The 22905-nt window shown below is 67.0% G+C and carries 9 protein-coding genes; 5 read left to right on the top strand and 4 right to left on the bottom strand.

Annotated elements, in window-relative coordinates:
• Nucleotides 1-48: 48 nt before the first annotated feature.
• Nucleotides 49-4989 carry a class I SAM-dependent DNA methyltransferase gene (locus AC4H2G_RS10515; protein ID WP_494365701.1) on the bottom strand — a complete coding sequence of 1647 codons (4941 nt, stop codon included), beginning with the start codon at nucleotides 4987-4989 and terminating at the stop codon, nucleotides 49-51.
• On the bottom strand, nucleotides 4989-8030 hold the full coding sequence (locus tag AC4H2G_RS10510; protein ID WP_494365700.1) for an SNF2-related protein: 3042 nt from the start codon (nucleotides 8028-8030) through the stop codon (nucleotides 4989-4991). The genes AC4H2G_RS10515 and AC4H2G_RS10510 overlap by 1 nt, the downstream gene beginning before the upstream one ends.
• Nucleotides 8031-8338: 308 nt before the next feature.
• On the opposite strand from AC4H2G_RS10510, the gene AC4H2G_RS10505 reads away from it, so the two are divergent.
• Entirely contained in the window at nucleotides 8339-14608 is a 6270-nt protein-coding gene (locus AC4H2G_RS10505) for a DUF4011 domain-containing protein (RefSeq protein WP_494365699.1), read from the top strand.
• A 110-nt stretch (nucleotides 14609-14718) separates the two neighbouring features.
• Here AC4H2G_RS10505 and AC4H2G_RS10500 read toward each other — a convergent pair whose 3' ends face one another.
• The gene (locus AC4H2G_RS10500) at nucleotides 14719-17706 is read right to left on the bottom strand and encodes a DEAD/DEAH box helicase (RefSeq protein ID WP_494365698.1); all 2988 of its coding nucleotides are present in this window, start codon (nucleotides 17704-17706) and stop codon (nucleotides 14719-14721) included.
• Complete coding sequence (locus AC4H2G_RS10495; RefSeq protein ID WP_494365697.1) at nucleotides 17703-18107, bottom strand: (deoxy)nucleoside triphosphate pyrophosphohydrolase; 405 nt, start codon at nucleotides 18105-18107, stop codon at nucleotides 17703-17705. The genes AC4H2G_RS10500 and AC4H2G_RS10495 overlap by 4 nt, the downstream gene beginning before the upstream one ends.
• 306 nt (nucleotides 18108-18413) lie before the next feature.
• Here AC4H2G_RS10495 and AC4H2G_RS10490 point away from each other — a divergent pair, with 306 nt between their 5' ends.
• From AC4H2G_RS10490 to AC4H2G_RS10475, 4 genes are all read left to right on the top strand, one after another.
• Nucleotides 18414-18584, top strand: coding sequence for a hypothetical protein (locus AC4H2G_RS10490; protein ID WP_494365696.1), 171 nt, complete (start codon nucleotides 18414-18416; stop codon nucleotides 18582-18584).
• Nucleotides 18581-18730, top strand: coding sequence for a hypothetical protein (locus tag AC4H2G_RS10485; protein ID WP_494365695.1), 150 nt, complete (start codon nucleotides 18581-18583; stop codon nucleotides 18728-18730). The genes AC4H2G_RS10490 and AC4H2G_RS10485 overlap by 4 nt, the downstream gene beginning before the upstream one ends.
• Before the next feature lie 331 nt (nucleotides 18731-19061).
• The gene (locus AC4H2G_RS10480) at nucleotides 19062-19418 is read left to right on the top strand and encodes a transposase domain-containing protein (RefSeq protein WP_494365694.1); all 357 of its coding nucleotides are present in this window, start codon (nucleotides 19062-19064) and stop codon (nucleotides 19416-19418) included.
• 69 nt (nucleotides 19419-19487) lie between these two features.
• Nucleotides 19488-22901, top strand: a complete 3414-nt coding sequence (locus tag AC4H2G_RS10475) for a helicase-related protein (protein WP_494365693.1) — start codon at nucleotides 19488-19490, stop codon at nucleotides 22899-22901.
• The last annotated feature ends 4 nt before the right edge of the window (nucleotides 22902-22905 follow it).

Genomic DNA, 22905 nt, shown 5'->3' with positions numbered 1-22905 from the left:
GATGCGTGCGGCGGCGGAAGATTCGGCGGCGCACTCCCGCCCGGCGCCTCATACATGACGGTCCACTCCGAGGCGGCGCTCGAACTCGGCGTAGGCCTGGCGCATGTGAGCCTCGCGGTCGAGGGTCTCGAACGGGAGCTCGTAGAGGTAGTCGACGCCACTGCCCGGGTGGGTCGAGGTGAGCTCCTCGTCCGTGTAGCGGCCGTCGTTGCCGCCCCGATTGCGCCAGAGCGTCAGGATGCTGTTGGGCACGATGCGGCCGTTGGCGTCGAAGTGGTCGCGGTTGCGGTCGTAGCCGTAGAGCACCGGGAACTGCGTGCGGTAGATGGTGCAGAGCTCGTCCGCCGTGAGACCCAGGGACAGCGCGACCAGCGCGTCGATCTCCAGGAGCGCTTGACGGCGGTCCTCCGCACGACGCAGCGGTGTCTCGGGCGTCCAGACCGGCCCCACGTCGCCGAGGTCCACGAACCCGGAACGCTCGGGCAGCCCGGTCCACGAGTCGTCGGCGAACGCCGGGTCGAAGCAGTCGGCCCAGAGGTCGGCGTAGGCGTCGGTCACGCAGTTGAGGCGGAGCGCGCGCAGGCGGAGCGCTCCGTCCAGGCGCCCCAGGTCCGGACAGGGCAGCCGCTTGAGCGTGACGAAGTTGATCTCCGACTTCGGCGATGTGCGAATCGAGAAGTCCAAGAGCATCGACGACGCGACTCCAGCGAGCCGCGCGACTTCGCTGGGTTCACGGTGCGGAAGGCTCACCGAGTAGACCGGGTGGACGTGCGCCGCGTCCGGCGGGATCAGTGCTGGCACGAGTGTGCGCTCGCCGGTGTTGGCCGCCATGCGGCGCCAGGCGAGGCGGTAGAAGCCTCGGGCCGAGACCGATTCCGTGCGGATGCGGGTGCCGTCGGCGTCGGTGCGGTGCTCGACGTTGCGCACGTATTGCGGGTCGACGGTGGGCACGGCGGCGAGGGCGGAACCGTCCAGCGCCTCGCGCACCTCGCGGGTCCAATGCGTGTACGCCGCGTCGTACGCCGCGCGGCTTCCCCGCGGCTTGTACGACGTCGCAGGGATGGCGTCGGGTGCGAGCTCCTCCAGGTCGACGGCGGACCAGTCGAGGTTGTGGAGCATCGTCGAGTTCGGCGTCTTGTAGGCAGGATTCGCTACGTGCAGGTGGGGTCCCTGAAGAATCACACTGGCCCATGAATCGGCAGGGCCCCATTCTTTCGCAAAAAAACCGTTCTTGAAGTCGGTTGTCTCGTTCCACCCCTGGGAGAACTGCAACCCAAGTGATCCGATGCGCGGCGCAAGGGCGATCTTGTCGAGCACGGCGGCCGTCGATCGGTTCACTGCATAGACCATCCGGCTCTGACGTACTGGAACCGTGTCGTTTTCCAATACCGCGTGCCAGGTACCAAGCACCGAGTCGTCGACAACGATCCTGCGCCCTTCGTGAGGACGAAGGTCCCAGTTGCCGTCTGGGTCCTTCAGTCCGGGCTCCGCACCCGAACCGTCGTGTGCAAGTGAACGCAGCGCAGTGTCCGGGTGGTAGAGCGAAGCGGCCTGCATGAACTTTGGCGAGCGCGCGGAGCCGTAGACGTGTACTCCGTAGCTTACGAGGTGGTGAACTTCGAACAAGGTTAGCTCGTTTATGAACTGCCAGTGCCGACGCAGCCGTTCGTAGGTCGCAGCACGCAACGGTCCCGCCTTCTCGTCGGTGAAGTGGGTCTCCGGGTGAATCAGACCGATTGAGCCCACAACCGAGCTGTGCCGCCACGTCTGCTCCATGAAGCAGCGATAGAGGTCCGGCCGCAGGCCGTCGAGGTGCGGATACTCCGCGGTGCTCGACACCGCCTCGCGAGTCGAGATCGTCGACGTGAGCGTATCGAGGTAGAAGGCCTTCGCCTCGGGGTTCGCGAACGTCCGCTCCCGGAGCTCTATCGCCCGCGTGGTAGCGAGTTTGCCCTCCAGCGCGAACCCGATCTCGTACTCCGCGAGCGCCGACGCCTCGTCGAAGTCAGGCCGCACCCACGGCGGGTTACCTGCCTGTAGGTCGAACCCACCGCGCCCGGCAAACACCGGCGCGAAGTCGAGCTCCCAGTGGAAGAACCCCTGCTGGGCGGCGACCTTCTCGCAGACGCCGAGCCACGGGTGCTCTGCGAGCACCTTCTCGGGGTCGAGTGCCTGCGCGAAGCCCAGGTCGAGCTCCTCGGCGGTGTTGAGCTCGTTCCAGTCGGCAACGTCGGAGAACGTCTGGTCGCCGCCGCGCCAGCGCTTGTCGGAGCCCGTGCTCGCGGCCGAGACGGTGACCCCGACGAGCTTTTGCAGCGCGTCGATCCACTCGCCGAGCGACGGCGGTTCGATCTGGACGCGACCGCGCTCGCCGCCGTCGGACACCTCGGTGCCCGCTCCCTCAGTGTCCACATTGTCGGTGCGCGTGGTCAGCTCGTCCGTGAGCGGCCAGAACCACAGCGCGCACCAGGCGTCCATGACGCGGCGTAGTCGCTGGTACGCCCCGCGCGCGTCAGCCAGGCTCGCCTCGATCTGCTCTCGGGTCACGGCCCCACCGGCAGGGAGGTCGTCGGCACCCCAGACGTCGACCTGCCGGCGGATCTCGGATTCCGCGATCGTGAGCCGCCGCAATGCGATGTCCCAGAGCTGCTCGACGCGCAGCGCGATGTCGTCGAGCGCCTTGGCCTGCGCGGCCGTCGGGCGTACGAGCACGCTCTTGCGCCACGCCTTGAGCCGAGCCAGCGCCTCGGGCGCGAGCTCCTTGGCCTCCTTCGCCTCGACGGCCGACCCCCAGCCCTCGGCCGGCAGCAGGAAGTGGTGGATGCCGCCGTCGACCCCCGACTCGGAACCCCCGGGCTCTGACGCTCCCCGCAGGAGCGACACGTCGCGCGGGATCGCCTTGAGCCAGTCCTTCTTCGTCACCTGGTCGCGGCGGAACACCGCACGCCGCGCTCCGATGAGCGAGTTGCCGCGCTTGAGGTGCAGGCCGAACCACGGTGCGCTCAGGCCCTCGCCCATGGTGTCGAGCCACAGGGAGATCTCCGCGAGCTCGACCGCGGTCGCGTTGAGGTCGACCCCGTACACCTGGTGCAGGGCGATGTACGCCTTGACCTTCTGGAGCTCGGCCGCGTACCTGTCCGGGTCGATCGACTCGCCACGCTCCGCCTGGGCGCGCTTGAGGTACTCGGCGGCGAGCTGGCGCACGGCCTCGATCGCGAACGCCCCCGACCCGAGGGCCGGCTCGCACACGGTCAGGTCGAGGATCTCCCGGGCGGACGTCGTCCGACGCACGCCGTCCGGGCCCTCCTGGTCGAGCAGCTCCTCCAACGCCTGCGACACCGTGAACCGGGTCAGCACCTCGGGCGTGTAGTACGACGCCGACTGCTGCCGCTCCCGGCCCGCGAGCCGGAACACGAACGTGCCCTGCTCGTGGACTACCGGCTTGAGCTCGCCCGTGACGGGGTCCGGCGTCTTGACGAAGTCCTTGGCCGCGATGGACTGCGACCGCACGACGGGCACCACCCACGAGCCCTTCTCGGAGTTCCCTTCCTTTGCGACCTCGTGCAGGTCCTCGGTGGCGAAGAAGCCCGTGTAGCTCATGAGGCCCTCGTACACCGCGCCGAGCTGGTTGATCCCGAGCTCGGCGTACGAGATGAACCCGCGGTCCTTGCCCTTGGACTCCTTGCTCAGCAGCAGGTGCCGCAGCACCTGTTGCAGGGCCGCGTTACCCAGGCCGACGGCGTCGATGTGGGCGGTGGCCCTCGGCAGGAACAGGTCGGCCTTGAGCGGCTGGAACGTCAGGCCGTCCGCGCCGTCGTCGACGCGCTGCACCTCGCCGTCGACCCGCTCGCCTCGTGAGGCGCCCGCAGCGCCGTCGTGCCCCTTGTCGACGAGCGCGAACAGCGTGCCCAGCGACTGGTACAGGTGCGTGCCGTGCTCGGAGCGCGGCCCGGCGATCTCCACGAGCGTCAGCTCGCGCAGCCGGTCGAGGCTGTACCCCTGCTCGTACGTCGGGTCCCCGACGGGCAGCACGCCGAGGTCCGGCGAGGCCTCCGCGAACAGCAGGAAGAGGATGCGGTAGAGATAGCGCAGCGCGTGCCGCGCGAGCTCCTGCGCCTCCGCCTGCGGCAGCGGCTCCAGCCCTTGCGCGGCACGGCGTCGCACCACCTCGTTCGCGATGATCTCGATGGACAGCCGCACGCCCTCGCGCAGGTCCTTGGACACCCCGACGGTGTGCTTCACCGACTCGTCCAGCACGGTGGGCCACCACAGGTTGCCCTCGGCGTCCGGGGCGAGCGACGCCGCCTCGACGCACGTCAGCGCGGTGTCCGTCTCGCCGCCGCGCTTGTCGTCCGCGCGCTCGGCCACGAGCTGGAGGTCGACGGCGAGGTACCGGCCCTCTGCCCAGCGGGCCTTCTCCCCGACGAGCATCCAACCCCCCGCCAGCACGAGCGCGAACTCCGGGGCGTCGTCCTGCACGAACAGGTACGACAGCAGCCGCGCCACCGAGTGGATCTGGGTCTTCTCGTCGACGTCGTACGGCTCCAGCAGCGTCCGGTCGCGGCGGGCCGGCTTGGCGGGGTCACCCTTGACCAGCAGCGACTCGACATCCTTGACCGCCACGGCCTCGACGATCACGAGCGGCGCGGCGGCCTCCAGGCCGGTCGCGTGGATCCACTCGACCGGCCCGACGCGCTTGGACTGCAGCGCGACCGTCGAGTAGCCGAGCACGTCGCGCAGCTCGGCGTACAGCTCGGGCAGCACGGCGAACCGGCCGCCCGCCTCGCCGAGGCCCGCCAGCGTGGACAGCAGGTTCGCGCGCGCGCCCACGAAGCGGGCGCGCGTCGTCTGCTCACCCTCCTTCGCGGCGTCGTCCCACGCCTTGCGGCGCTCCAGCACCTGCGAGCGGAACGACTGCTTGCCGTCCGTGCCGAAGTAGTGCTCGCTGATCCAGTCCTCGCCGACGACGATCGCGTCGCTCGCGGCCATCAGTGGTTCTCCTCGATGTGGTGCGGGACGACGACGAGCAGCGGCCTCAGCAGCGTCCGCTGCGGCGCCATCTCGCGCGCCAGGCGCGACTCCTCGTCGATGTCCGACTGGCGGTTCGTGATGCCCGCCTTGGCCGCTGCGGCCTCGCGGCTCATGAGCGCGGAAGCCTCCATGCGCCAGTGCTGACTGCGCTTGAGCCACGCCTCGACGCGCTGCTGGGTCTCGGCCTCGATCGACGCGATCTGGTCGCCGACGGCGACCTCCGCCGACCGGACCGCCTGCCGGACGAACGGCTGGAACGACTCGGCGCCGTCGATCGCCCCGGTGTTGGTGACACCGACACCCAGGAGCGCGACGGCGTCGGGCGCGGACCCGTGCTTGGTCACGAGCCCGAACGACGGGCTGTCCGGGTTGGGGAACGCCACCGTCTGGTACGACGTCGCGACGACCTGCCCCCGCGCGTTGTACAGCGCGGCCTGCACCAGGACTGTCAGGTCCTCGACGTCGCCGCGCACGGCGAACACCTGGTTGCGGCCCAGCGACGCGAGCGCCCGGTCGGACGCCCAGTCGACGATCGGGTGCAGCGGGCCGAGGAAGTGCGCCTCCGGCCAGGTGGACCGGGACTCCGCGCTCTTGGCGTTCGTCAGCTCCTGCTTGCCCTGCGCGAGCGACGTCGCCAGGCGCAGCGTCTCGGTGACGTGCCGGTCGGCGAGGTACGACTGCGGCAGGACCTCCAGGCGCTGCTGCAGGTCGCGCGGCGGCTTGAGCGACGCGATCGACTGGTGCGGGAACGTCTTCCACGCGACACCGTTCGTCGGCTCCTGGCCGGGCGTCGTGTAGATCTGGGTGAGCGCGTCCTCCAGGAACGTCAGCTCGTCGTCGTAGACGCCGGTGCGACCGCCGGTCTCCGGGGTCGTCGGTGGCTGCGCCGGGGTGGCGGGGCTAGCGCTGCCGAGGTTCATCATGCGCGCCAGGAGGCCGGCGGGGCCGTCGTCGGCGACGACCTCCTCGACCTGCTTGACGACGCTGTCCAGCGACTTCGCCTGGCGGAGCACGTCCGCGATCGCGCGCTCCTCGGCCTTGACCGAGTACTCGCCCATGAGCGACGCCGTGTCGCCGAGCGCGGTGTGCGCGTGGTGCTCGCGGTCCACCAGGCGCGTCAGGACGCGGATGTCGCCGCCGAACCGGGTCGTCGTCTGCGGGTCAAGCAGCAGCGTGGTGATCTGCGGGGGGAACTTCTGTCCGTACCGGTCGATGCGGCCGTTGCGCTGCTCGATGCGGATGAGCGACCACGGGATGTCGTAGTGCACCAGGTGGTGGCAGTGACTGTGCAGGTTCACGCCCTCGGACGCCACGTCGCCCGTCACCAGCACGCGGATGGGGGAGGACGCCAGCTTGAACGACTCGACGATCTCCTGCTGGTCGACGTCGGACAGGCCACCGTGCAGCACGACGACGTTCTCGTCGGTCAGGCCGAGGTCCTCCACGAGCTTTGCCTGCAGCCAGCCCAGCGTGGCCACGCGTTCGGCGAAGACCACGGCCCGCATCTCCGTGCCCTTGCGGACGCCGATGCCGCGCAGGTGGGCGAGCAGCGCCTCGTACTTCGCCGAGGGCTCGGACTTCGACCGCACTGCGACCTCGTGCAGGCGCGTCAACGCGGCGCGCTCGTCGGCGCGGGAGCCGGTGCCCGCCGATGCCCTGCGTACGGGGGAGGCAGGATCGGGTGACCCGATGCCGGGAAGGTGCGCGGCGCCGTCGGGCACCTGCTCGGCGCTGTCGGGTGCGACGAGCGAGTCCTCGTCGTCGGACTCCTCGCGGCCACCTTCGAGGACGCGGAGCCGCTTGCGCACCGACTCCTCCAGCGCCGCGGGGGAGGAGAGGAACGCCTTGGCGAGCGTCCACGGGAACAGCGTCGCGCCACCCTTGCCCGAGTACGGGCTGGCGCCGCCCGCCGGCCAGAGCCACGTGCGCTCCAGCTCGACCGCGATCTCCTCCTCGATCGGCGATGGCTCGACGAGCGTGTTCTGCGGCTCCTTGCGCTCCGCCCAGTCCGCGCCCACGACGGACGCGACCTCGGGGGAGTGGCGATGGCGGCGCACGATCAGCCGCTCCACCTGCTTCTCGTCCAGCTCGACACCGTCCGGCTTCACCGCCGACGGCTCGAGCATGCGGATCAGCGCCGCGAACGACTTGGGGTCGCCGTTGTGCGGGGTCGCGCTCGCCAGGATCATGGCGTCGGTCTGGCGGGAGAGCATCGTCGCGAGGCGGAAGTTCTGGGTCGAGGAGTTCGTGACGTTGTGCGACTCGTCGATGACGACGGCGTCCCACCGGTGCTTGCGCAGGTGTGCCACGTACTTGTCGGACTTCAGCGTGTCGATCGAGATGATGACCCGCTTGAAGTACGCGAACGGGTTGCGGTTCGCCGGCAGCTTCTGGCGGATGCGCTGGATCCCGGTGCTGTCGAGGCGGACGAAAGGCAGTGCGAACCGCGTCCACAGCTCGAACTGCATCTGCTCGAGCACGTGCTTGGGGGTGACGACGAGGATGCGCTCGCCGCGGCCTCGCCGGGCGAGCTCCGAGAGGATCATGCCGATCTCGAGCGTCTTGCCCAGACCCACCGCGTCGGCCAGCAGGATGCGCGGGCGCAGGTTGTCCGGGTCCAGCGCCTTGCGCACCGCGGCGAGCTGGTACGGCAGCGGGTCCGCGAGCGCACGGTGCGCGGTGGTGAGTGAGTCCTCGGCGATCGGGACCGGCGTCTTGCGCAGCATCGCCTCCAGCCACAGCCGCGACTCGCGGTACCGGGGGGAACCGTCCGCGACGACGGTCGTCTCCGCCGGGTCCGCGACCACGACGTCGTCGATCGCCGTCGAGAAGATGGCCTCTGTGTCGCGGACGAGTTCCGAGAGCCCGACGACGTGGACGAAGTGACCGTCCGTCGTCGGCTCCACCTGCGTGACGAGCCACTCCTCGTCACGGACGACCACCGTCGACCCCGGAGCAGCAGTGAAGACAGTGGTCCGTGACTCGGTCGGTGCTGCCACGCTCAGTCCTTCGGTCGTGCTCGATTCGGGCACCGTCTGTGGTGCGGTCGCTCGTGGCCGACGACACTGCGGCAGCCAGGAACCACCCCGAGGATATCCGTGGCCTGGCACGGTATGTCCCTCCTGCGGGTGAAGTCTGCTGCCCGCCACCGGAAGAACGCGGTGAGAACTGCCGGAAGAATTTCACCCGACAACGGTTGCCGAAGGACATTGCACGGTGACTTTGTGTCGGTTCGGCGCGTTACAGTCACCTCGATCACCGGCGATGGTCACCGGGAACGTGATCGTGAGATGAGCAGGAGCCTCGAGTGACGGACGTGCTGGACAGCGACCAACCCTGGTCCGAGGCAGATCCCACGGACGTTCACGTCCAGTTGCAGACCCTTGTCAGCGAGGAATGGTCCTGGGCTTCGTCGCTCGCCAAGATCCCGCAGATCACCGAAGTCACGCTGACCGTCTCCGCGCCGCTCTCCGAGGCGCGTGTCGAGGTCGCACTCGTTGACGGCGAGTTGCGCTACGGATCGACCGTCGTCCACGACGGACCGGTGCGCACCCCAACTCTGCACCTCGGTAGCGTCCACGTGCCGCTCTCTGCCACGGTCATGGCGACGATCGACGAGCGCCGGACGGCTGAGTGCGTGGTGACTGTGTCCGCGCGGGGAACCGTCCTCGCGCAGAAGGCGACCGCGGTGGACGTGCAGCCACGCGATCTGTGGAACTGGCAGGGCGACCCGCGCCGAACGCCCTCCCACCGGGCCGCCCTCCAGCGACGTGTGAACGAACTACAGGCACATGCTCAACCGCCCGGACTCTCGGGGCCCGGCACCGAGGTGGCACGCCTGACACGTCTTCTACGCGACGGTTCCGGGGGCGGTCTCGCCCGGGCACTTCTCGCCTCCTTCGTGCGGCCCAACCACCCCGAAGTCGCGGCGGTTGCACGAGAAGCCGCGGACGTGCTCGGCGCGAAGACTGGAGACCCGGGCTTCAAGGCGTTTCAGGCAAAGGATCCCGGGCTCGCGGCGAAGCGGGTCGACGACACGGTGATCGCGGTCTACGAGGCGCTCCGGGCGCGGAAGATCGCCTACTCCGAGCCTCCACCTGGATGGGACTACACCAAGGCCGGGCAGCGGGTGCGTGACCACGGCGATGTCGCGCGCGGTGGGCTCGGTACATGCATGGACACCACGGTGCTCATGGCTGCGGTACTCGAGCACGTCGGACTGCTGCCTGTGCTCGTGCTGATCCCGGGACACATCTTCGTCGGTTACTGGCGCAGGGATCCCGGACAGGGAACACACCAGGACTGGTACCCCGGCCGGCCTACCTATTTCGACGTTGCCGGCATCAGCAGCCTTGTCGAATCGGGGCTGCTCGGCGTCATCGAGACCACGACGTTCACCCTTGGGAAGGCGGTCTCACCCCGAGATGCAGGTCTCGTCGCCCGTGGAACGAACCTCAGTGACGGGCGCACCGCCGGCAGTCTGGCCCTGATCGACGTCGCAGCGGCTCGTATGGACGGTGTTCGGCCGCTGCCTGCCGTCAGCGCGCGGTCGGACGGTGTCGTGGAGGTCATCGAGTACCAAGCAGGCGAACGTCCCGCAGTGCTGCGGGTGGAAGACTCCGCCAACGGCGTCACGCCTGGCCCTCGGCATGTCGACCACCACCCGACGAGGTTCCGCACATGGAAGTCGTCGTTGTTCAGCCTGAACGCTCGTAACGCGCTGCTGAACCTTGGCCATGGACCGACCGTCCAGCCGTTCGTGCTTCCCGGAACGGCGCTCGGCGAACTGGAGGATCGCCTGAATCAGGATGTCGAGTTCAACCTCGTGCACGGCAGCGAGGTCTCCGAAGTCGACCGGGCTCAGGAGTTCCGGAACGCGCTCGAGCTCGAGCCGGAGCAGCTCCTTCGACGGTTCCAGGACCGCTCGCTCTACGTTCAACGGATCAGCCGCGCGAAGTCCACCCCGGGCGCCGTGACGAGGACAAAGTTCGTCTCAGAGCTCCGGACGATGGCCCGTCGTGCCAAGGAGGCGCGGGACGAGAAGGGGATGAACCCGCTCTTCCTGTGCCTCGGCCTCGTTCAGTGGTCCCACAAGGGGCAGGCGATGGCTGAGGCTCCGCTGATCCTCGTTCCTGTGCATCTCGCCGAACGCCGCGTCAGGGGACGGTTCTCGGTTGCGCTGGACACCTCCTCGCAGACCACGCCCAATGCTGCCCTGATCGAGTGGCTGCGGAGCGAGCACGAGCTGGTGATTCCCGAGCTGGCCGAGCCAGCCGCCGACCGTGCCGGGATTGATGTGGATGCGGTGCTTTCGGCGGTCGGGGCGGCCGTCGCCGCGCGCGGACTCCCGTTCACCGTGGCCGCGGAGGCGCGGCTCGCCGTCCTCGATCTGACCGCGTTCCGGATGTGGAGCGACCTCAACCAGCACGGCGACTCCTTCCTGGAGCAACCGCTGGTCAAGCACCTGGTGCACACGCCGACCGAGCACTTCGTCGATCCTGCGGTCGCGGGTAACGGCCACATCGATCTGTCCGCGCTGGACGACCTGCAGACCCCCATCCCCGCGGACGCCACTCAGAAGAGCGCCGTCCTGTGGGCAAAGGAGGGGCGCACGTTCGTGCTCCAAGGCCCACCCGGCACGGGCAAGTCGCAGACGATCACCAACATGGTGGCCGAGTGCGTGCAGGCCGGCCAGAAGGTCCTGTTCGTCGCGGAGAAGGGCACCGCGCTCGCCGTGGTCCAGCGCCGGCTCGACGCCATCGGGATGTCGCCCTTCACACTCAACCTTCACCACGAGGGCTCCAGCTCAGCCGTCGTGCGGGACCACTTGAAGCGCTCGCTGAGCACTCGAGCAACACCCGACCCTGTCGCGATGGAGAACGCCCAGCGGAGGCTCAAGAGCTCCCGCTACGAGCTTGGGCAGTACCCGACGCGGCTGCACCGGGAGAACCCCGTCGGCCTGTCAGCTTACGGCGCGCACGACAGGCTTCTCGTCCTCGGCGAAGGCCATGTCGTCGAGGTGCAGCCCGAGGTCGTCGCGCACCGTCCGGACCTCGTGGACCAGGTGAGGGAGGCGTTCTCGCGGCTGCCGCAGCTCGCCGCCACCGCGGACGTGCGCCACGGCCACCCGTGGCGGTTCGTCGGGCGCGCTCCGGCCGGGTCTCGTGACGTCACGACGGCTGCAACCGCGACCGTGCGGGGCATCCTCGACGGCCTGTCATGGAGCGACACACTCACCGGGCCGTTGCGCACCGCGCTGGACTCGGCGACCACCCCCGGACAACTGCGGCTTCTTGTTCTCGCCGCCGACCCCCTCCTTCCCCACGGACACGAGCTCGACGGAGTGCTGCAGCCGACCTGGCCTGACGGCGCCCGCCAGAGCCTCGAGGCGTGCGAACGAGCCGTCGCCGAGCGGCGGGCGCATCTGGGCGGGTTCCACCCGGACGTCCTTGTGCTGGACCTTCGACAGATCTGGTCCGCCTTCGAGACCGCGACGACGTCGGGGGTCCTCGGTCGCGCGAAGCGGCAGACCGCAGCGCTCGAGCCGCTTCGGGCCTACCTTCCGGCCGGGGCGACGCTCGCTCCCGGGGACGCCCGTGCCGCTCTCGGCGCACTGATCGCCGCGCAGGACACCGCACGCTGGTGCATGGAGACGCTCGCACGGACGCCGGGGCTCGCACCGGGTCAGCGGATCAACGTGTTCGTCGACGGAGTGCTCGACGGTGCCCGACGTCGGTTCGACGACCTCCGCAGCGCGACAGAGCCGCTCCGTGAGGACTCCCCGTGGGGACGGACGGTCCGTGAGGTTGCCATCACCGGGATCGGCCACCACTTGGAGCCCTTGCGCGCGTACGCGGACGCGTGGACGAGCGCGTTCGAGGTCCTGGGCGCGACGCCCGCCGACCTCGAGGTGTGGCGGGACGGGACCAGCCTGGCGTCTGCCGCCCGGCGCCACGCTGTCACCTGGCGGGGACAGATCGACCACGAGCGGCTTCTCCCGCTCCAGCGGTGGACCGAGCTCGTCGCTTTTCTCCAGCCGCTCATCGACGCGGGGATGGGTGGTGTCCGCGCTCAGATCCTCGACGGAAGCCTCCCGGCAGACCAGGTTGACGAGGCCTTCGAACGCGGGTTGGCTCGTGCGTCGGAGACCGAACGCTTGCGCACCGAAGGACTCGACCGCTTCGATTCGGAGGCGCACGACCGGCGCGTCGTCGCCTATGCGCAGGCGGAGACCGAGGCGAGACGGCAATGGGTGACGAGCGGCCCCGCCGCACTCCTCGAACGGAGGGGCGGGAAGGGCCTCGGTGCACGTACTGGCGGGCTCGCGCGCGAGCTGGAGAAGACGCGCGGGCGATTGGGTACGCGCGCGATCCTCAAGCGCTATGGCAGCGCCGTCCAGGAACTGACGCCGCTCGTACTGGCAAGCCCGTCGTCGGCCGTCGACCTCATCGCACCGGGTGTCATGGACTTCGACCTCGTGATCTTCGACGAGGCGTCCCAGATCACCGTTCCCGAGGCCGTGGGGGCGATCGGACGCGCCCGCGCCGTCGTCGTCGTGGGGGACAGCAAGCAGATGCCCCCGACCAGGAAGGTCGGTACGCGGCCCGCCACGGAGGACGAGATCGAGGATCCCGAGCTCGAGATCGTCGAGGACCAGGAGTCGATCCTCAGCGAGTGCGAGCTCGCACGGGTGCCGACGCTGCGGCTCTCCTGGCACTACCGCAGCCAGGACGAAGCGCTCATCGCGTTCAGCAACGGGGCCTACTACGACGGCGAACTCAGCAGCTTCCCGGCGCCGACGCTGCTCTCGGCAGCGACCGGGGTGGAGCTCGTCCGGGTGGACGGGTCGTTCATCCGTGCCGGGAGCAGCGAGAAACGCGAGTTCGGAACCACCGAGAAGATTGTCGCCGGCAGGGGAACCAACGCCGACGAGGCTCTCGCCGTCGTGGACACCGTCCGAGCACTTCTCGCCGTTCCGAACCCGCCCACGATCGGCATCGTGACCTTCAACGAGCAGCAGCGTCAGCTCATCGAGGAGCTGCTCAAGGACACGGGCGACCCGGCGGTCCAGGCGGCATGCAACGAATCGGCGATGGGCCCGTCGGACGTGCTCTTCGTCAAGGCGCTGGAGCAGGTCCAGGGTGACGAGCGCGACGTCGTGCTCTTCTCCGTCGCGTTCTCCAAGCAGGCGAACGGAAAGATCCCCCTGAACTTCGGGCCGTTGTCGAACCTCGGCGGTGAGCGACGGCTCAACGTCGCCGTCACGAGGGCCCGGCGCAAGAACATCGTGTTCTGCAGCTTCGACCCCGACGAGCTCGACGCGGACAGTGCCACCTACAAGGGCGTCAAGGACCTCAAGAAGTTCCTGCTCTTCGCCCGGGACGCGAACGATCGCGCCGAGGTCGGCGACGGGCTCGACCGAGTCGCCGTGCGCGACCGGCACCGCGACGACGTCGCCGAGGCACTCCGGAAGTCCGGGCTGCACGTCCTCACCGACGTCGGACTCTCCGACTTCAGGCTGGACCTCGTCCTCGCCCGACCGGACCGGCCGGATCGGCTTCTCCTGCCCGTGCTTCTCGACGGGGAGAGCTGGAGGTCTCGCGGAACGGTCTCCGACCGGGACGTCCTTCCCGTCGAGGTCCTGCGAAATCTCATGCGCTGGCCCGCCGTCGCACGGATCTGGTGGCCGATGTGGCTGCAGAACCGCCAAGAGGTCGTCGACCGGCTCCTCGCCGAGGTCGACAAGGTGGAGCTCGCGCTCGCCACGAGCGAGGAGATCGTCGGGGAGCTGGAGCGCCGCGACGAGGTGTCGGCTGCCCCGGTCTCGTCGACGGTCCGAGCGACCGAGGAGCGCGACGAGTTCACCTACGGCCAGGTCCACAGCCTGTTCGGCGCCACGCCCGATCTCTTCGAGGCGCCTGACGAACTGCCCCACAACCGGCCTGACGTCACCGCAGGCATCGACGATCGGTTGGTCAGCACGCTCACCGTTGTCCCGTCGGCGGATGGCGGCGCGAACGCGGCAATGCCCGGCACTCCCGACCGGGCCATCCTCTCCCCAGCGACAGCCCAGGTCGGCGTCTTCGTGCCCGCGCACACCGAGGTCGTGGGCAGTCGCGACGTGCTCGATGCCCTGCCCGACCGTGCGGCTGCGGTCGCTGTTCGAGCACAGGTCATGGACGTCATCACGGTCGAAGGGCCGGTGGCGCTCGACCGCCTGGTGCGTATCGTCGGACGCCGGTTCGGCCTCACCGCGGTCCGGGCGTCGCGAGCGCTCGACATCGCGAAGCTTGTTCCGCGTGCTCAGATCCGCAAGAGCGCGCTCGGTGTCTTTGCCTGGCCGATCGAGGTCGACCCCGACTCATGGAGGGTGGTCCGGACACCTGACGCGGATGCCACTCGTCGGTTCGACGAGGTCGCTCCCGAGGAGATTTCCAACGCCATGCGAGCCCTCGTCGACGCCGATGCTGCGCTCAACCACGAGGAGGTCCTCCGCCAGACCGCCGCCGTCTTCGGGCTGTCGCGACTCAGCGCCGGCGCGCGGGGGAGGCTCGAAGCTGTCGCCGGACATCTCTGAGCAGGCGCCACGCCCGAGAGCAGGCACGGACCCGTGGTGTACCGCCGGACGCCTGCGCTTCAGCGGTGCGGCGAAGGTCCCGGTCTGCGTCAGTCGATCGCCTGGGCCGTTCAACTGAGGACTGTCGGGTGGAAGTAGTCGTAGAGAGCGGACTCGATTGGTGAATTGAATCGCAGAACCATGCGTACGACGGGCAGGCCCCCGCCCGTTGAGCTGGGCATCTTTGTCTCCTCCGCATCATGAGACGTCGCCTGACCGAGGAAGTAGAAATCAGTACCTTCTGCATCGTCCTTCTTGACAAAGACGTAGATCCCCACGTCGTTGGAGACGATCGGTCTGACTTCGCTACTCGACAGGGTGCGGCGGCTCCGCGTGTACCAGAGCATCGATGACGGGTCGAGCAGCGTGTCCTCGTACGCGGTGCTGGCAGAGACTTCGTTGGACTTATGCAGCGTTACGAAAATTGGGCATGCAGGTGCCGGCCCGGTAGAGTGGTCAACCTTGTAGCCGTAGACGGTCGAGGCCCACTTGCGTGGCCAGCAGAGAAGACGCAAAGCCTCCTTGCGTGAATACTGTCGTCCTGGAGTGAAGGCCGATGACGGGTTGTAGTTCTTGTTCACGAGGGCGAGACCGGTTTCCAGGAGGTCGTCCGCTGCCCTCGAGAAGACCGAGTTCGACCGGTAGGCAGTCGCGACCTCCGGCCTGAGTGCGACCGCGAATTCGCCGTCGCGATCGACGATCCCGCCGCGGTATCGCTTCCAATCAGCTTCAGCGAAGCCGTCCAGCGTGAGCGTGTCGATCGCGCTCTGAACGTGGGCTCTGCTCGCGGGAAGGCCACGGTCGCGGAACATGGACTCTAATCGCGGTAGCGGGACGCGAACGTCGTCGAGCAGCGCTCTGAGCAGGACGAACTCGTGGGCACGCTTGGCGGGAAGCACTTCGTGGGACAACAGCTGGAGAGTGCGGCCTGCCTCCCCAGGCAGCTCGACATCGACCTTCAGCGCGCTCTCGACAAGCGCAGGATAGTGTTCCTTCTTCGTCGCGAGCAGCACAGGGTCGACTGACTCGAAGCGGAAGAAGTCCCACAGTTGGGGCACGCCGCCGACCCGGTTGCGCATCGCGACGACGGCAGCCTTGAGACGTGACATGTCGTCGAGCTTGGTATCCCGTATCGAGGAAAGCACCCGTTCCTGAGAAATTTTGTCGAACTGAACGCTCGACAGTCCTGGCAGTGCGCCAGCCTCCTCGGCAGCGATGAGGTTCTGCCGCAGTGACTCCTTGTTGAGTGAGTTGTCGCCAAACAGCGCGATGGGGATCAGAAAGTTGTTCGCGTAGTTCCCGATAAAGTCAATGACGACGAGGTACTCCTTCTCGTCGTACTTGCGCAGGCCACGGCCGAGCTGCTGGACGAAAACGATCGCCGACTGTGTCTGTCGAAGCAAGATGACCTGGTTGATCGAGGGGATATCGACGCCTTCGTTGAAGACGTCGACGGTCAGGATGTAGTCGAGCTCGCCGCGTTCGAGCCTCTCGACGGTCTTCTCGCGTTGCTCGATCGAGTCCTCGCCAGTGAGAGCCGCGGTGCGCAGCGTCCGACCGCGCAGGCTGTTGCCGTTCAGCGCGTCTGAGAGCCGTCGCGCCTCGTCCTTGCGGCTGCAGAAGATCAGCCCTCGCGGGAGGACCCCTGCGTGTCCGTAGGTCTCGATTGCCCAAATTAGGTGCGAGATCCGGTCGGGAGAGATGAGTAGGTTGAGGTCGCTCTGTGCATCGACGGTGGAACTGTCGCTAAACGTAACGTCGGTAATCCCGTAGTAGTGGAACGGCGCGAGCATGTCCTCTTCAAGCGCATGGTTGAGCCGGATCTCGTACGGGACGTTGTAATCGAACAGTTCGTAGACGTTGAACCCGTCAGTCCGTTCGGGCGTCGCTGTCATACCGAGCAGGAAAACTGGGTCGAAGTGCGCGATCACGCGCTGGTGCGTTGCAGACCCAGAACGGTGAGCTTCGTCGATGATGACGTAGTCGAATGTGTCGGCAGCGAAATGCGCAAGAACGTCCGGTTGCGAGAGCGTTTGAACTGTGGCGAACAGGTATCGGGCGCCGAAATGCTTTGATGACCCGGTCAGTTTCCCGTAGTCATGCAGCTCTCCACCAAGGACGTAGCTGTACTCCTGGATTGTCCGGTCGAGGATCTGCTCCCGGTGCACGACAAAGAGCAGTCGCCGGGGGTTGACAGATCGGACGTCGAGGGCGGACAGGATGGTCTTTCCCGTACCGGTCGCGGAAATGACGATCGCGCGCTTCTCGCCGGACTCCCGGACGAGCGCGAGTGCGTCCAGTGCAGCCCTCTGCATCATGTTCGGCTCGATGCTCGGAGTGCCCGCCTGAACGGCGGGTACGAAGAGCCGCGCCGGGTCGCGCAACGTAGGGTTGACTGGAGCCGGAGTAGTCGTTGACACCAGAGGCGAGATGTCACGCGGAGCCCGCGGCGGGCGCCCACTCGGCCGCACGTAGCTCTGGGCGTAAAGCTCTATCCACTCGGTCGTGATCGGGAGAGAGTCCGCGATTTGGCGCTCGATGAGGTCGCTCACCTGAGCCGCGAGATCGCTATCGGGCGCAGCGGATACCTTGAGATTCCACTCGTGGTTCCTCAGTAGGGCGCTCGGGGTGAGATTCGAGCTCCCCATCATCGCGGTGACGGCGTTGTCGTGCTCGAAGATGTAACCCTTCGGATGGAATCCCTCGGCGTTGTGTAACCGCACATCAATACCGAAGTTTTGCAGGTTGCGCAGTTCGGCGAAAGCTTCCGGAGAGTTGAACCCCAGGTAGTCCGACGTGACGATGCGGCCCACGCCGTCGAACTCCACGAGGTCCTGCTTGAGTAGAGCAATCGCTCCTGGCGACACGAAGGCCACGGAGAAGGTGAACGATGTGCACCTCCGGAGTTCGCTACGGATCGCCCGCAGCACGGTACTGCCGTCGCTGTTCAGCACGATGCGCGGGTTGTGGCTCCGTGGAGCCCCGTGGGTGGAGGTGCTGAGGAACCCGTAATCGACGTCGAGCTTGAACCGCTCGCTCCAGACAAAGTCGGCGGTCACGGCGCGTGGTCTCCTTGAATCCTCTCGACAGCCGGCACGTCGGCAGGCGCCCACTCGAGCGTGCCAAGGTCTGCTGGCGGCAGCCACTGGACTGCTGAATGTTCGGAGAGAGTGGGCGTACCGGAGACGAGCTCGCAGTAGAAGGTGGTGAGTGTCACGACCCCAAAGTCGTACGCGTGGCTGGTCGTCTCGACGTGTTCACCGACGCGAACAACGCAGCTGAGCTCCTCGTCGATCTCTCGTTGGAGCGCCTCGCGTGGTGTCTCGCCCGGCTCGATCTTTCCGCCCGGAAACTCCCACATCCCCGCGAGGCTTCCCTTCGCTCCACGTTGCGCGCAAAGAACTAGCCCTTGATCCATGATCACTGCACCGACCACGTCGATCCGCTTCTCTGAAGGCACACGCGGAGCTTCGCACGGACGGCGGCCGCAGCCCAATCGACTGGCCGAAGGATCCGGGTGCGCCGACGATCGGCCGCGCGACTTGTCACGCTGCCGCGGGCGGTGTTGCGCCCCGGGTCCGATGGAGACTCTCAATCCACGCAAGGATGAGAGCAATGGCTGCGCCGAGGAAGTACCCGCCCGAGTTGCGGTAGCGGGCGATCCGGATGGCTGTCGATCTGCGACGTGATCCGGCGTTGAGGACCTAGGCGTTGCGCCGGGTCGCGGAGCAGCTCGGGATCGATGCCGAGAGGCTACGGAACTGGGGTGCCCCATGCCGAGGTCGATGCGGGCGACCGGCCCGGGACGACCACCGCGGAGCAGGCGCGGATCAACGAGTTCGAGCGGGCGGTCCGCGAACTGTGGCGGGCGAACGAGTTCTTGCGGACGGCGTCGGCGTCTTTCGCCGCGGCGGAGCTCGATTGCAAGCTCAGGTGAGCACGGCCGTGCTGGTCGAGTACATCGACCAGCACCGCGAGAGGTTCGGGGTCGAGCCGATCTGCCGGGTCCTTGCCGGTGCAGGGATGCAGATTGCGCCGAGCGCGTACTACGCGACCAAGACGCCTGCGCCGTCGCGTCGGTGACCGACGCGGCTCCGACCACGCTGATCGAGCGGGTGCAAGCGGATACTTTGGGGTCTACGGCGCCCGCATGATCGACGCACCACGATCGGCGGCCCGGGAACCGCGATCCGCTCGGACCTGGTCGAGCGCAACTTCCCGCCGACGCCCCGAACAGGCTATTGGTCTGCGACTTCACCTACCGCCGCACCTTCTCCGGCTGGGCCACTGCCTTTGTCACGGACATCGTCCCGGCCGGTGGTCAGATGGCAGCTGTCGAGGTCGCTGCACACTGACCTCGCAGTGGACGCCCTGAGAGATTGCGATCTCGACGTACATGCTCGAGGGGCGCGACGTGACCGGCCTGACGCACCACCGCGATAAGGGCATCCAATATGTGCGGTTCACTAAGACCCACCGGCTCGCCGGGGCCGGCATCGTCGCCTCGGTCGGGTCCACCGGCCATTCGTACGACAACGCCGCCGCCGAGACGTCAGCTCGCTGTTCAAGGCCGGGCTGGTGTGCGACCGCGAGCCCCTGGAGGAACATCGACGACCTCGACACTGCCACCGCCGAGTACATCGACTGGTTCATCCACCGACGCAAACACGTCGAGATCGGCATGACGCCGACCGCCCAGCTCGAGGACGACTACTACCGTCGCAACACCACCCCAGCTACCGTCGAGGCGTCAGTTCCGAGCCTCCACTGAACCCGGGGCGCAACGCCCGTGTGGAATTTGCGACCGCATGTCAACCGTCGAGACAACCAAAGGACTGCCATGGATGACCTTCTCTACCTGCCCTGGAGTGCAGGGCTGGACTGGATCGAAGAGAACGACCTCGAACGCCTGCTGGTCGTGGGAACTGGATCCGAGGAGGACGTCCAACGGCTCGTCGGTCGAGCGCATGAAACTCGTGAAGTACCGCGTGACGCCGAGATCGACCTCCCTCGGGGCGTCTATGCGAAGTGGTTTCGCGGCCGCTGGTACGCCGTAGCGCGCGCTACCGGCGCTCAGGAAGAGGCGCCGCAGGCGTTCCGGTCCAGACGAGCCACGCCAGCGTCAACTGGCCGCATCGACAGGTCGCTGACCGCCCTGGACGGGTGCTGGGACGGAGCCTCGGTCATGCAGCCGGCGAGCGACATCCAGGTAGGAGACACGGTTCGAGTGGTGGGGTCGGGCGAAGTTGGCGCCGTCCTGAAGGTGACACGCTTGCGTTCCGGGTACCAGATCGCCGTCTCGGTCTCTGGACGGTCGCGGAACTTCCGCCCCGAAAGCCTGGAACGAATCCAAGGTGACCCCTACGACCCAAAGTTCTGGATTCAGCAGGGTGCCGCTGCGGCCGACGACGTGGCGCTGACTATGACTTACACCAAGCTGCGCAATCCACTAACCGACGTCCTGTACTCGTATGCAGCGAGCAAGACGATCTTCCGTGCCTATCAGTTCATCCCCGCCATCCGGATGCTCACAGGAGGGACCGGACGTCTTCTCGTCGCTGACGAGGTCGGTTTGGGAAAAACCATCGAAGCAGGTCTGATCTGGAACGAGCTGGACCAAAGGTTCGGCCAAGACCAGGCAACCGGCGGGTATCTGCGGCGAGCGCTGGTGATCGCGCCGGCGAGCTTGGCGTACAAGTGGCGCGACGAGATGGACCGTCGATTCGACCGGCCGTTGGAGATCATCAAGCCCGATCGCCTCGGTAAGATCGCCGCCGACGTGGCGTCCGGCGGCGACCCCAGTATCAATGCCGTGATCAGCGTCGAATCCCTGCGGGCGCAGGAGGAGATCCTCGAGCTCCTGAGCGAGGCTCACGTGCGGTTCGACCTCGTGGTCATCGATGAGGCGCACCAACTTCGGAACAGGGGAACGAAGACAAACGACATGGGCAGGCTCTTCTCTCTGTTGGCCGACAACCTCCTCCTGTTGTCCGCTACGCCGGTGAACCTTAGGACGACCGACCTCTTCAACTTGCTCAACCTGCTCGACGAGGGCACCTTTCCCGATGAGGAGACCTTCAATGCGCTCGTCGAGCCAAATGCCGCGTTGAACCGGGCGCTCCGATCGGTGCTTCGCGTGGAGCCTGGCCGGAATGCCCTCCGGGAGCTGGATGCACTGGGTCAGGGGGGGCGTGCCGGTCCTCGCGGTAGCGTGGGCGGAGCGCTCCGTGAGCGCCCGATCTTCCGGACGCTCACTTCGCTGCTGGATACTGACGAACCGCTCGACCCGTCGGCTCGGGCCGAGGCCCGGGCGATCATCACCGACCTCAACCCGCTCGGCAGCGCTCTTACGCGCACGCGTAAAGTCGACCTCCACGACGACCGGGCGGTACGTGAGGCGCAGCAGGTCCAGGTGCGGTGGAGTCCGGCAGAAGCCGAGCTGTACGACCTCGTCTGGGAGTTCTTCAGGGCGCGCGCAAGGGAGTCCAACACCCCTCCAGGCTTTGCCATGCAGATGCCGCTCCGTCAGGCAGCGAGCTGTCTGCCTGCGCTCCAGCGTCGAGCGCGGAATGCCGCGATGGAACAGGCGCGCCTCGATGACGATCCGGACGAGGTCGAAATTGGCGGCGCGGAGCGGGCGAGTGCTTGGGCCGAGCTCGCTGCGCAGCACCCAAAGATCCTCACCCCGATCGTTGGCGACGCCAAGTACGACGCCTTCGTCATCAAGCTTCAGCAGCTGAAGTCGGCCGGGATCGTGCAGTACATGGTCTTTTCGACCTTCCCTGGCACCCTTGACTACCTGCAGGAGCGGCTTGTGAGGGACGGGTTCGACGCTCGGGTAATGACCGGTCAGACGAAAATGGATCAGCGCGCCGACCTCATGAACCAGTTCCGGGAAGGGAAGTTCGAGGTGTTCTTGGTCAGCGAGGTCGGTTCCGAAGGGCTGGACTTCCAGACGTGCAACGTGGTGGTCAACTACGACCTGCCGTGGAACCCGATGCGTGTGGAACAGCGCATCGGTCGGGTGGACAGGTTCGGTCAGGAGCAGGAAAAGATCTTCGTGATCAACATGCATGTTCCTGGAACGATCGAGTCGGACATCTTCGAGCGCCTCTACTCGAGGATCGACATCTTCCGTGACTCCGTCGGCGACCTCGAGCCGATTCTCGAGTCGGAGATGGCCGAAGTTGCGCGCCAGGTTCTCGACCAGACCTTGAACAAGCAGCAGCGGAAGCAGTTGATTGACTCCAAGGCGACTGCGCTTGAGAACCACAAGAAGGACCTCCAGCGCCTAGAGGACTCGCGGGCCTACCTCGCGAGCCTCGACAGTCTGCGTATCGCAGGGATGAGTGAGAACGGTCCCGACGGAGGGCGGTTCGTGGGTACCGCGGAGCTCGAACGGTTGCTTCGCCGCCTGATCGAACCACTTGGCGGCACCCTAAAGTCGTCGAAGGTGCCGCATGTCTGGCAACTTCGCGGTACGCCAGACGTCGCTGAACGCATCGCGGAGATCGCGCGCCACCGTCGGAGCGACCGCAACCGATACAACCGCTTGGAGGTTGGCCTGCGCAACGGAGGCGTGCTTGACGTGACCTTCGATGCGTCAACCGCGAGCAAGCAGAACGTCGATCTAGTGTCGGTCCGGCACCCGTTAATCGAGGCCGCGCTTCGAGAGGTAGAAAACGACGCAATGGGCTTGAACCGCTATGGAGTGGTTTACGTGCCCGGACTAGAACTCGGGTCTTGCTATGCGGTCCAGCTCGACCTGGCCGAGAGCACGGGAATTCGGCCCAGACTGGAGATGTGGGCGACTGCTATCGACTGTGCCACACTCGAGCCTGCTCTAGATGTCGAGAATCTCTTGCTCACGGCCCTGGCCTCCGGGACGTTGGTCGATGGTGCGGTACCGGACGGCGTGCACATCGCCGACTTCCTTGATGACCTTGCCAACGAGGCGTGGGACCGGCACTCCCTCACGGAACAGAAGCGCTCAGCAGATAACAGGGCCCTGGTCTCGGCGCGGCTGGGCGCCAAGGAACGATCACACGACGCTCAGCGCAAAAGGTGGGTGGAAGATCTAACGAGCGGCAGCGGTCGATCGCGTGACGACCGCATGATTCGCATGGCACGCGGCGCGATCAGGAACATCGACGCCCAGTGGCAGCGTGAGAGCCGAGCGATCAGGTCCAAGGCGAAACTTTCATTGGACCTTAGTACTGTCGCGTACCTCCTTGTCGTAGGTGACGCAGCCTAACTCG

Source organism: Cellulosimicrobium sp. BMG9.23, assembly GCF_059159985.1.
This window is presented reverse-complemented; position numbering and strand designations above follow the sequence as displayed.